Raw genomic sequence first — 13633 nt, forward strand, 5'->3', positions numbered from 1 at the left:
AGTGGAAAATCCGTATTTTCTATTTAAAATATAAAGTATTCAGAGCGCAGTATGCCATCGAAAACACAATTTAAAAAATCATTACTTTCCCAATGTGTACAGCACACATGGATATTAAATGATATCAATAAATGGTTCTATGCAAGTGTTTTTTTAGGTGCTCTTTCTTCACCTGTGTTATTTGCAGCTGACACAGTGGTATCAAGTCAGGAGCTTGAGCCTGCGACATCTGTACAAGCCATCGAAAATAATAAACAAAAAATAGAAAATGTTGCGCAGCAACAGGGATTGTCAAAAGAGAAAATTGAAAGTATTGATCAAAAAATAGATCAGTTGAGTGGGCAAGATGATTTTAATAGTTATGAAATGCTTCAGCAGCAAGAGCAATTGAGTCCACAAGAGCAATTCAAACCGATAGAATTTGATGATTTGGAGTTGCTGCCTGAGGAAAGTGTGGACCCTCGACTTGCCAATGAAATTTTATCAGTCGCTGAACAAGCCAAGCAGGAAGCGCAAAATTTCAGATCGGGATTGACGACTCCAGCAGTTCAAGTACAAGATCTACCTGCGAATGACATTTCAGAGGCTGAGTTAACAAAAGCTCCAGTCAACATTGATCAGTTGATGCAAAATATTCAGTCTGATCGTCAGATTGAGGTGTCTGAAAATGTGGAAGGACGTTCATTATCCGTTCAAACCCAAGAACCTGAAAATAAAGAACCAGAAAAAGTAAATGTGTTTAAACGCATTTTCTACAAAATACGTCCTCCACGTCTTAATCAGCCCGCTGCTGTGCCACGTATTACCGCAGATGTTACAGGCGCACCTAAACCACTCGCGGACAATATCAAAGCAAAGTTATCATCATTCACTGTTGAGTCATTTTCAGATTTCAATGCTGCCGTCCCGCAACTCCGTAATATGACTGTCCAAGCTGCACAAGCCGTAGGTTATTACGATGCTGAATTTAAGTTTGAAAAAGTCAGTGATAACCGAGTGCGTGTCAATGTCACACCTCATAATCCAGTAGTGGTGCGAGAACAAAATATTGAATTTACTGGGCCTGGGGAGAATCTTGCTCAATTGCAAGTGATTCGAGTGCTTCCTGATTTGGAGGTGGGTGATATTTTCGATCATGGTAAATACGAAGCGACAAAAGCTCGAATCATTGAAGCGGCGAATAACAACGGTTTCTTTGATTATTATTGGCGAATGCACGATGTCATGTTGGCCCGCCCTCAAAATCAAGCAGATATAAATTTGAAGATGGAAACAGGTGAACGTTATAAGCTGGATGATGTGCAGTTTAGAATGAGTGATCCATCAAAAAAAATACCGATTCGTGAAGATATTTTAAGAACCTTAGCTCCTTGGCAAGAAGGTGCAGACTTTACCGCATGGCGTGTAAATGTATTAGCCAACAACTTAACCAATTCACGTTATTTTAACTATAGCCTTGTTGACGCTGTTAAACCTGATCCAATTATTAAGCCGCTTGAACTCGCACCTGATTTGCAGGCTTTAGTGGATGAGCAAAAAATTGATAGAAGTTTATTAACAGGTCAAGAAAAGGCTGAACAACAGGCAAGTTCATCAGAAGAAGTCACGCAGAATGTGGCAGATGAAACTCAATTTGCGGGTGGAAATGAACGTCGTACTTTGCAAGAGCGTAATGATGCTGATAATCAAGCGCAAGCCAAGCAGGAAGAAACTGAGCGTTTACAAGCCTTAGCACGTGAAGAGAAAAAAATCCCTGTCATCGTGACATTGAATGCGGATAAATTAAATAGTGTTGAAGCGGGTATTGGTTATGGTACTGATACCGGTGTGCGCTTACGAAGTCAGTACCGCCGTTCTATTGTGAATGAACGTGGTCATTCATTTGATGCAAACTTGGAGTTGTCACAAGTCAGACAATCGATTGATGGTCGCTATAATATTCCATATAAACACCCATTAAATGATTATGTCAGTCTAGTTGGTGGTTACGAGCGTGAAGATCGTGATGAAATTGGGAATGGATTAAATCTCATTGTGGAATCCGCCGTTGCCGGAGCTGACAGAATTATTAAAGGTGCGCGTCGTGATTGGCAGCATATTTTTGGTGTGCGTTATCGTCTAGATCGTATGACGATTGAAGGTGATATTCCTGAGACACTTGACCCAGATACCAATTGGGATGAAATTCCAGAGTTCGTCGTTGCAACGGGTAATGATGAGCAGCAATCTTTATTACTTGGTTATGAAGCCACTAAAGTCACCAGTGATAATCGATTAAATCCGACAAAAGGATTTAAACAAAACTACAAAATCCAATTGGGGAGTGAAAGCCTGCTATCCGATGCTGATATGGCGATTGTAAATGCGAACTGGAAATTTTTATATTCATTAGGCAGTAACAATGATCATCAATTCATTGGTGGGGCAAACCTCGGTTATATCATCACAGAAGATTTTCAAAAAGTGCCCTATAACTTGAGATTCTTTGAAGGGGGTGACCAAAGTCTACGAGGCTTTGACTATAAGAGTTTGTCCCCTGTGGAATTTGGATATAAAGTCGGAGGTCAAGCGCGTGCGATTGGGACTTTAGAGTACAATTACCAATTTAAAGAAGGCTGGCGCGCCGCGTTATTTAGTGATTTTGGTAATGCTTATGATGAAAAATTTACCAATGATACTGAATATAGCATAGGAGCAGGAATCCGCTGGAACTCTCCAATTGGTCCAATTCGTCTAGATGTGGCATCGGGGATATCTGATCCTGGTAAACCTATTCGTCTACATTTCTTTATCGGGCCGCAACTTTAATATTTAAGATAATAAAAGTACTCAAACATTTTTTGGAATAAGTATGGCTGAAGACATCGAGCAGCAACCTGAGCAACAACCTGATCAAAACGTGACGCCACAGCGAAGTTTATTACGCCGTGTATTGCTGATCATTTTATTTATTCTGATCTTTTTTGTGGCTTCGCTTGCCGTAATGTTTTCAACAGACAAAGGCAGTAAATTCTTACTTGACCGTGCTTTGTCCACTCAACAGATTATTCAGTATGAATATGAAGGTGGAAATTTACTTCAAGGCATCATTCTAAAAAATGTATTGGTGACGCTGAAATCAGTTGATGTGAAAATTGATAGAGCTGATGTCACTTTGGGTTGGCGTGCCATATTAGATAAAGAAATTCATTTGAATCGTGCCGATGTCCGAAATTTGCGTGTCATTAACAAGTCACCGCCAAGTGATGAGCCATTTAAGTTTAGTGAAATTAAACTCCCTTTTGTTTTACGTGTTGATCAAGCCGATATCGATCAATTGGTCATTCAGACTTCAAGTTCTAAAGTACAATTTAATGACATTATCCTAAACGAAGCACTATGGTCAGGTACTGAGCTTAAGTTTGAAGATTCGCAGTTTGATATGGGTTATTTGTCTGTAAAAAAAGCAACAGGTCAGATGGATTTTAAAGGTAAATATCCGTTAGATGCGCAAGCGGTTGTAAGACTCCCATCTTTAAAGTCGATCAACGTTGAGGATATTTATCTCCATGCAAAAGGCTCTTTAGATACCATTCAAGCGGGCATTGCCACACGTACCCCTGATTTATTAACAGGTTGGGCAGTGGTACATCCAGTTCGAAAAAATGTACCAATGCAAGGTGCTTTAAACTTTAAAGATTATCACTGGCCTTTAATGCTAGAGCAGGAGCTCTTATCTAAACAAGGAGTTGCTAAGTTTTCTGGAGATATCCAACGTTTGAATTTGGATATTAATACCGATATTTCTGGTAAAAATATTCCTCAAGGACAATATACTGCGCTGGCGCATACAGATCTCGTCAATCAATTGAATATTTCAAACCTGAATGGTCAATTGATGAACGGGGCGCTGAATCTTGCGGGTGTCGTTGGGTGGAAGGATAAAGTCACTTGGGATGTGCAAGGTCGCTTAGATAAAATCAATCCAAAAGATAAAGTGATTCCACAAGTGGTGCAAGATTTTCTGCCAGAACGTTTGGATGCCAAAATCGCCTCAGCTGGGTCGTTAGAGAAGGGATTAGCTCTCACAGCACTTATTGATTTTGACCAATATGAAACATGGAATTTAAATCTTAATCAAGCTGAACAAAAAAATAATAAACCGAATCCGATGTTGCTAGATGTCGCTTGGAAAAATATTGATCGTGCTGTTCCGTACATTGGTTGGTTAAGTAGTGAATCTGGGGATGTAAAACTTGCTTTAGTTGAAGGTCAACAAAATATTCATGTGGCAACCGTAGTTGGTGCAAATGAAAAAGGAACTTTACCTGCTGGCAAATACAATGCCCAATTAGACCTTAAAGGTAATGATCTTCATGTTCCTTCATTTATCTATCAAGCAGATGGAAAAGGATCTTTACAAGCAAATGCCAAGGTTGAATTACCATCTGATCAAAGACAGTTGAAGTGGAATGCGGTGCTTAATGCAAAAGACTTTAATCCGCAAACCATCAGTTCTGCTGCTCCTGTAAATTTATTAAATGGACAAATTCAAGCGAGTGGCTTTGCTCGACCTAACCAGCAAATTATTCAGTTAAATCAGATCAATCTTTCAGGTCAACTTGCCAATCAAAATCCACCGGAAACAATTAAGCTGACTGGCTCAAGTACAGCAGCCATTCTTCTACATGATGAAAAGTCGGGTGGTGGCTTTAAAGGCTTCGCAGTAAATTATGATGGTGCATTACATGCAAGCCAACTGCCACAAGGGGATGGTCAGCTTAAAATACGTGTAGCAGGCACACCTCAGCGCATCAATATTTCCGAATTTAAACATCAGGGTGCTGCGGGTCAGATCAATGCCAATGGTTTAGTCAATTTAGCCAATGGAATCGGATGGGACATTAATGCTTCTTTAATACGTTTTAAGCCTCATTATTTTGTTTCAAGTGTTAAAGGGGAAATTTCAGGTAATGTCAAAACGGATGGTGTTTGGTCAGATCGTTTGAAAAAAATTAATATTGATCGACTCAATCTCGCTGGCATGATCAATAAAAAACCGCTGAGAGCAAAAGGTAATCTTGCTGTTATTCTTAATTCGAATCAGACAGGTTTCCTACCACAACAGTTTGAAGCCAATAATTTGTATTTTGTGTATGCGCAGAATCAGATTCAAGCCGAAGGGAATGCTCAGAATCTTCGCGTTAAGATTGACGCGCCTGCATTATTTGAGCTTTATCCTGGTTTACGTGGTCGTGCGCAAGGTTTTGTAAACGTGCAGTCTCAACCGAGATTGTCTGCAACTGCGAATGTGAGGGTGAATAACTTTGGTTTCAATGATCTTGTCAGTATCAAATCACTCAACATCCAAGGGGAATTACCAACTTCAGACACAGTGCCTACTGCATTAACTGCAAGAATGGACAGTTTAAGAAGTGGCAATCGTGAGATTCAAAACGCTGAAGTCTCAATTGCTGGTACACGAAAAGCACATTTATTGAAAGTGCAAGCCTCGAACAAGCTGTCTAAATTTTATGTGCAACTGGCAGGTGGATTTAATCCTGCGAATGATTGGTTAGGTCAAATTCAAAAAGGTGACTTTGACTCTGCACGGGTGCATTTGAAACAGGCCCAATCTGCCCCTGTGATTTATAATACTGCGAAAACAGAATTATTTGTGGGTGCTCATTGCTGGACCAGTAATCAGAGCCAACTTTGCTTTGATCAGCCCTTACGTGTGAGTAAGACCAAAGGTAGCGCCTCATTTGTGAGTCGGAATTTAGATCTTGGTGACTTTGCCGCATTTATGCCTGAAGGTTTCGCAATTACGGGTAAATTGGATGGTTATGCTAAAGCGTCTTGGGGGCAAGGCATTCAACCAAAAATCGATGCCAAACTTGTTACGCGTAATGGTGTTGTCGGTCTAGCAGCTGCCGATCCTGATGATATCAGCACTACAATGAACTACGATGAAGTAAGTCTTATTGCACGAAGTATTCGTGAAGGATTATTACTTCGTGCTGATTTGAAAGCTCCGAATATTGGGACTGGATATGCAAATGTTGTGGTGAATCCATTTGTTGATTCGAAACCAATGCGTGGTGAAGTTGCTCTGAGTCAAGTACAACTGAAAATTTTAAAACCATTCATTTCGGATGTGCGTAAAATCGATGGTAATTTATCCCTTGCGGGTAAAATCAGTGGGACATTGACTCAACCGTTATTTAACGGCGAAATGCGACTTAAAAATGGTTCAATCAGCATGATTTCGTTACCTGTTAATCTCACGAATATTCAGCTGTATTCATCTATTCGTCAAAACCAAGCGACGATCGATGGCGCTTTCAATAGTGGTCGAGGTGTGGGTAAGTTAACGGGTGATATCGATTGGAAAAATGATCCTAGAATTCGTTTAAAACTCAAAGGTGATAATTTATTTATTCGCCAAGCACCATTAATCACAGCTGTTGTGAACACTGAAATGGATTTAGATGCACGTCCTGTCAGTAAGCAGTTAACTTTGAATGGTAAAGTTGAAGTTCCGCGTGCGCTGATTTCAATGCCAGAATCGAGCGCATCCGTAGTGCCTTTATCCGCCGATGTTCGAGTAGTACGTGAAGGTGATAATCAACTCGCGGTACTTAAGGCTGCAAAGCCATGGGATATCCGCGCTGACTTAGAATTAAATTTAGGAAACCAAGTGATTTTCCAAGGCTTTAATAGTCGTATTCCATTGCTTGGGCGAATTTACTTAACGCAACGCGGTTTAGAAACTGCCATGCGTGCCAATGGTGCGATTGGTGTAAGTAAGCGCGTTACTATTGAAGCTTATGGGCAGTCTTTAGAACTAAGTCGTGCAATTGCGCGTTTCAATGGTGCATTGTCCAACCCAACCCTTGAGGTTGAAGCAAGTAAACTCATTTCAGGCAGTACAGTTGGTGTGCGTGTTACTGGAACCGCAAGTAGTCCAAATATCCAAGTATTTAATGATGCGGGATTATCTGAACAAGAGGCGATGAATGCCTTGATTACAGGTCGAATCAATGAAGGTTCTAGTAGCTTGAGTCAAGCAGAAGGCTTTAAATCAGATGTGAACAATACCATTGCTGCAGCGGGGATTAGTTTAGGGCTTGGTGGTACACGTGCTTTAACCAATCAAATTGGACAGACATTTGGGTTAAGTGGTCTTGCTCTTGATGCGCAAGGAACAGGCGATGATACTCAAGTGAGTGTGACAGGTTATCTGACCCCTGATTTATATATCCGTTATGGTGTTGGTGTCTTTACGCCAGTCAATAAATTGACGCTACGATATCAGATGAACCAAAGACTCTATCTGGAAGCAAGTCAGTCTTTAGAAAAAGCCATTGATATTTTCTACAACTGGCGATTCTAAAAGGTAAAAGGGCTTCAATCGAAGCCCTTTTTAATTCAATGTATAAACCGAAATTAAATTTAAGCCCTATTGTTAAAATGCTAGACTTAAAATTTATCGGACAAGAAAGAATTAAAAAATGAAAACAATTGCAATATTCATCGCGATGATAGCGGCAACACTCATGGCGGGCTGTCAAACCACTCAAACTGAGCAACTTACTCCAAAAATTGGAATGGCTAATCCTGCAAGCAAATTTTGTGTTCAACAAGGTGGAAAATTAGAAATACGTGATGAGGTAAATGGTCAAGTGGGTTATTGCCAGTTGCCAGATGGTGTTGTGGTAGAAGAATGGGAACTATTTAGACATCATCAAAATATTTGCAAGCCTGAAGAAGCAAAAAAATTAGTCGGCATGCATAATCTTGATGATCAACAGATTTTGAATAAAACCAAAGCCATAATTATTCGCCGTGTCGGACCAAATGATCTGGTTACTATGGATTATCGAAATGATCGTATTACAGTAACCGTGGATGATCAGAATAAAATTATTCGTTCAAGCTGCGGTTAATGAACGAGAAATGTCATTACACGATTTCCTATTCGGTTTAACTCGATTATCATAGCCGCAACAGGAGAGATGTATGAACAAATTCGTGATTCTGGGTGCTGTACTTGGTTCAGCCGTTTTGCTCAGTGCTTGTGAAGAAAAAAAGCCACTAACCCCTGAAGAAGTCTGGCATGGTTACTGTACCAGTATTGGTAATGCTGCACGCTCTATTTTGCTAGACCGTCAAAATGGTATCGAGAAAACTGCGGCGGTCGAACATGCTTCTAAACTGACCGATCCGACGACGAAGAAATTCGTAGATGCTCAAATTGAGAAGGTCTATGCTTATCCTGCGAATCAATTAGAATTGGATCGTTATGCATTAATGGCTAAATTCAAAAAAGAAGCAACGGATGAGTGTTTAGCCACTCCTTACGATAAAGATAATCTGCCTGACTACAAACAGTTTTAAGGCGCTACAAAAAGATTGATCATAAAAAAGAGGGAAGCGTAAGTTTCCCTTTTTTTGTTGAAATTAATTACAAATTTTAATTAGCATTAAAATAGAAAAGCTTATATAAAAATAAGATAAATAAAACAAAAGGAGCGAAACAATGGAAGTGGTCGCATACCTGAATAATGCCGATCTTCTGCTTGAAGATGCCAATGGTGTTGCTGTAATTAATGGCAGCCATTACGTCCTAAGTCTAGGGGATCGAGTCTATCTTAAAAATATGATCAATGAACATGCCAAAATTTATCAGGTACACATTAGTTTTGCCTGTGCCGAACACCGCATGCTACATGATGATGAAATTCTGGTCAGATTCGAAGGAACACGAGAAAGTCTGCAACAATATTTAGATCGCACGACTGTCCACTAAGGTTGAATAGTCAAAAAAGGATTTAAAAGGCAACATCTTGTTGCCTTTTATTTATTTCAGATCCGTAAAAGCTTCATGTTAATGTCAGAATTGTTCGATAAAACAACATATTGAGCAATGAGTAATCAGAAGAGAGATCATTTAGTAAGAAAATAATGGTCATCACAAAGAAACACTCTTCTTGCATTAACTTTTAACCGGAATTTTAGTAAAATTTAGCAGTCCATATTATTTGCAGGCTTTATAAGCAGGATATTGCAAGTAATTTTTTAAAGAAGAGGAATAACACCGTGCTAGAAGCTTACCGCCAACACGTTGAAGAACGTGCCGCACTCGGAGTCCCACCGAAGCCACTTGATGACGCTCAAACAGCTGCATTAGTTGAATTATTAAAAAATCCACCAGCTGGCGAAGAAGCATTCTTAGTTGATTTGCTTGAAAACCGTGTTCCAGCAGGTGTTGACCAAGCTGCTTACGTAAAAGCTGCTTTCTTGGCTGCTTTGGCGAAAGGTGAAGCGACTTCTCCATTAGTTTCTAAAGAGCGTGCGGTTTACTTACTAGGTACTATGCTTGGTGGTTACAACGTTGCTCCTTTAGTTGAATTATTAGAAGACGCAGCGCTTGGTGCTTTAGCTGCTGAAGCGCTTAAGAAAACACTTCTTGTTTTCGATGCGTTCCATGATGTTGCTGATAAAGCAAAAGCAGGTAACGAAAACGCGAAAGCTGTTCTTCAATCTTGGGCTGACGCTGAATGGTTCACTAGCCGTAAAGATGTTCCAGAAGAAATCAAACTTACAGTTTTCAAAGTTACTGGCGAAACTAACACTGACGACTTGTCACCTGCACAAGACGCTTGGAGCCGTCCAGACATTCCGTTACACGCGAATGCGATGCTTAAAAATGAACGTGATGGTATTAAGCCCGAAGTTCCAGGTGAAGTTGGTCCATTAAGCCAAATCAAAGACTTAATCGCGAAAGGCAATACTGTTGCTTACGTGGGTGACGTTGTTGGTACAGGTTCTTCTCGTAAATCTGCAACTAACTCTGTACTTTGGTTCTTTGGTGACGAAATCGCTCACATTCCGAACAAGAAAGAAGGCGGTTACTGCTTAGGTTCTAAGATTGCTCCGATTTTCTTCAACACTATGGAAGACGCTGGTGCGTTACCAGTTGAAATCGACGTTGCTAACATGAACATGGGTGACGAAATCACGTTGAAGATTGACAAAGCGACTGCAAAAGTTACAGCGTTCAAAGATGGCGCTCAAATTGCTGAAGCTGAGTTAAAAACTCCAGTACTTCTAGACGAAGTACGTGCGGGTGGTCGTATTAACTTGATCATTGGTCGTGGCTTGACTACTAAAGCACGTGAAGAGTTGGGTCTTCCTGCTTCTGACTTGTTCCGTACTCCAGTTCAACCAGCTGCAACTGGCAAAGGCTTCACGCTTGCTCAGAAGATGGTTGGTCGTGCTTGTGGTCTTCCAGAAGGTCAAGGTGTACTTCCAGGTACTTACTGCGAACCTAAGATGACAACTGTTGGTTCTCAAGATACAACAGGTCCAATGACGCGTGACGAATTGAAAGACTTAGCTTGCTTAGGTTTCTCTGCTGACCTCGTAATGCAATCTTTCTGTCATACTGCTGCGTATCCAAAACCAGTTGACGTTCAAATGCAACACACGCTTCCTGATTTCATCATGAACCGTGGTGGTGTATCACTGCGTCCAGGTGACGGTATTATCCACTCTTGGTTAAACCGTATGCTTCTTCCAGATACAGTTGGTACTGGTGGTGACTCACATACACGTTTCCCAATCGGTATTTCTTTCCCAGCGGGTTCTGGTCTTGTAGCGTTCGCTGCAGCAACTGGTGTTATGCCACTTGATATGCCTGAATCAGTTCTTGTGAAGTTCAAAGGTAAAATGCAACCTGGTATCACTTTACGTGACCTAGTACATGCGATTCCTTACTACGCAATTAAAGAAGGTGACTTAACTGTAGAGAAGAAAGGTAAGAAAAACATCTTCTCTGGTCGTATCTTAGAGATCGACTTATCAGAAATGGAAACTGACTTAACTGTTGAACAAGCGTTCGAACTTTCTGATGCTTCTGCTGAACGTTCTGCTGCTGGTTGTGCGATCACACTTTCTGAAGAGAAAGTTGCTGAATACCTTCGTTCAAACATCACGATGTTGAAGTGGATGATCTCTGAAGGTTATGGCGATGCTCGTACTATGGCACGCCGTGTTGAGAACATGGAAAAATGGTTAGCGAACCCATCACTTCTTAAAGCTGATGCTGATGCTGAATACACGAAAGTGTATGAAATCGACCTTGCTGACATTAAAGAACCTATCCTTTGCTGCCCGAATGATCCAGATGATGCAAAACTTCTTTCTGACGTTCAAGGCGACAAAATTGATGAAGTATTCATCGGTTCTTGTATGACGAACATCGGTCACTTCCGTGCAGCTGGTAAACTTTTAGACAAAGTACCTGGTGGTTCTTTATCTACTCGTCTTTGGTTAGCTCCTCCAACTCGTATGGACGAACGCCAATTGATGGAAGAAGGTTTCTACAATACTTATGGTAAAGCTGGCGCGCGTACAGAAATGCCAGGTTGTTCATTATGTATGGGTAACCAAGCACGTGTAGCTCCAAATACAACTGTTGTATCTACTTCTACTCGTAACTTCCCTAACCGTTTAGGTCAAGGTGCAAACGTTTACTTGGCTTCTGCTGAGCTTGCATCTGTTGCTGCGGTACTTGGTAAGTTACCAACTCCTGAAGAATACCAACAGTATGCTGCTCAAATCGACAGCATGTCTGCTGATATCTACAAGTACTTGAACTTCGATCAAATGAACGACTATACAGACGCTGCTAAAGACGTTGATACGAAAAAAATAGCTGCTGCTCAATTAAGCTAAGTTATTGAAAAATAATTTATATTGAGTTAGAAATAAGGGCTGAGTAATCAGCCCTTATTTTTGTGTGTTAAAAAATGAAAAAATATTTAATGGTAAGAAGTCCAGAATCTTTAATAAAAGAGAATAGAATTGGATATGGTTGGAAGCAGGTAAACTTTTCAGTACATTCAAATATAAAAACTGTGATTCAAGAAATTATCGAGAAAAATGGTTCGATTGGTCGTATGACTAATCAAGTTAAGAACTATTTTGAATTAAAGAGTGAAGATATTGTTATTGTTCCTTTAGGTAAAAAGATTGCGATTGCTAAAGTAATAGGAACCAAAAAATATGATCCTCTATTTAAAGGAGGACATGGTGCTAATCAAATCGATGTAGAGTTTTTTAGAAAAGATGGAAAAGTAATTTATATTCCACGCTCTAAGCTAAAAGAAAATTTAGAGAGCAGATTAAAGCTTAGAACTACAATAGGTGATCTAACAAGATTTTCCCAAGAGATAGATCATATTATTCAAAACTTAAAGGACTTAGGGGATTTTGATATAAAGAGTAGTTTTCAAGAAAAAATAGATCAATATGAAAATGAATTTAAAACAGAATTATTGAATGCCTTATGGAAAGGGAATACACGTTTAAAAGCTGGCGGTAGGGGGTTAGAGGAATTGATTAAAGAACTCTTAGAAATACAAGGTTACTCAAGTGTATTGATCTTAGATAAAAAGAATGGTGAAGGCATAGCAGATATTGATATAGAAGCAACATCAGAAAACAACCCATTTTTAAAAAATATTTTAGTTCAAGTGAAACATCATAGGGGGGAAACAGATAAACATGCAATAAACCAATTGATTGCCTATGAAGAAGAAATAGGTATCAGAACTTACAAATGGGTTATAACAACAGGATATCTTTCAAAAGAGTCGAAAGAATTTGCTGAGTTAAACCAAGTAAATATTATGGAAGGTGAGCAATTGGTTGATTGGATTTATGCAAATTTATCAAAATTAAAATCATCGACTAAAGAAGCACTAGGCATTGTGGATGTTCCTAAGTTGAGTTGGGTGTAAAGTTATCTAGAACGAGAATAATAATGAAAGATTTGATTGATGCAATTAATACACGCATTAAAGAACCATATTGGGGATTCTTTTTATTAGCGTTTTTAGCATTTAATTGGCGTGCCTTATTTTTATTGTGTTTTGCTAAAGGAACAGCGCAAGAAAAAATCTTTTTATTTGATGATCAAACAACTTTTTTAAGTTTAATTGTTTTTCCAATCATTACGGCAGTTGCAATAATGTTGGTAACGCCTTGGTTAAAAGTTTTATTTGGGTGGATTTCAAGGTCTGCTTATGAACGTCTGAACTCACAGGATCTAAAAAGAGAGCATAAATATTTGGCCGAAAAAAATCTATTAGAGCAAGAAAGATCTTTAGAGTTGGCAAATAAAGAGAAAGAGTTAATTGACCAAGCAAAGCGTGATGTAGATATTGAACAAATTAATGACGAAAATACCAGGGAAATTTTAAGAGCTGAAATAGATAAGTTAAGACAGGAAAGAAATCAATTAGATCATAATGAGAATATAAAGCAGTATAAAGAATTAACAATTTATGAGAAAAATATTCTTGAATATCTTTACGCTAATGAAGGTAAATATATTGGAAAAGATGAAGTTTCATATAGACCTAGTATAACTATTGGATCAAAAGAATATGTGGAAGAAAGTAATTTGAGAGATTATCTAAATTATGCAGATGCCCTCAAATCTTTAAAATCAAAAGGTTTAATCAGAGATGTTGGGAAAGAGGGGAGGATTTTTGAATTAGAAAATAAAGGAAAAGAGTACATGGAGAATTTTAAAATTGCTTAATATATTAAATTTTAAATAAATTAGAATTCATATAAATTG

8 protein-coding genes are annotated in these 13633 nt (G+C 39.1%); all 8 read left to right on the forward strand.

All coding sequences use genetic code 11. The features are described from left to right. The first annotated feature begins 51 nt into the window (after window positions 1-51). A complete protein-coding gene (locus AC1M84_RS01915; protein ID WP_481588374.1) occupies window positions 52-2808 on the forward strand; it encodes an autotransporter assembly complex protein TamA in 2757 nt (918 codons plus the stop codon). Window positions 2809-2851: 43 nt separating this feature from the next. Continuing rightward, window positions 2852-7375, forward strand: a complete 4524-nt coding sequence (locus AC1M84_RS01920; protein WP_481588373.1) for a translocation/assembly module TamB domain-containing protein — start codon at window positions 2852-2854, stop codon at window positions 7373-7375. Window positions 7376-7493: 118 nt separating this feature from the next. Beyond that, a complete protein-coding gene (locus tag AC1M84_RS01925; protein WP_481588372.1) occupies window positions 7494-7928 on the forward strand; it encodes an I78 family peptidase inhibitor in 435 nt (144 codons plus the stop codon). A 73-nt stretch (window positions 7929-8001) separates the two neighbouring features. Further along, entirely contained in the window at window positions 8002-8379 is a 378-nt protein-coding gene (locus tag AC1M84_RS01930) for a hypothetical protein (protein ID WP_481594313.1), read from the forward strand. A 142-nt stretch (window positions 8380-8521) separates the two neighbouring features. After that, entirely contained in the window at window positions 8522-8791 is a 270-nt protein-coding gene (locus tag AC1M84_RS01935) for a hypothetical protein (RefSeq protein ID WP_035267100.1), read from the forward strand. Window positions 8792-9081: 290 nt separating this feature from the next. Continuing rightward, entirely contained in the window at window positions 9082-11721 is a 2640-nt protein-coding gene (locus AC1M84_RS01940; RefSeq protein ID WP_481587005.1) for a bifunctional aconitate hydratase 2/2-methylisocitrate dehydratase, read from the forward strand. A 74-nt stretch (window positions 11722-11795) separates the two neighbouring features. Next, window positions 11796-12788, forward strand: coding sequence for a restriction endonuclease (locus AC1M84_RS01945; protein WP_035267103.1), 993 nt, complete (start codon window positions 11796-11798; stop codon window positions 12786-12788). Between the two features lie 23 nt (window positions 12789-12811). Further along, a complete protein-coding gene (locus AC1M84_RS01950; RefSeq protein WP_481594314.1) occupies window positions 12812-13594 on the forward strand; it encodes a hypothetical protein in 783 nt (260 codons plus the stop codon). Window positions 13595-13633: the final 39 nt, after the last annotated feature.

Source organism: Acinetobacter sp. 24-47-66, from assembly GCF_056779755.1.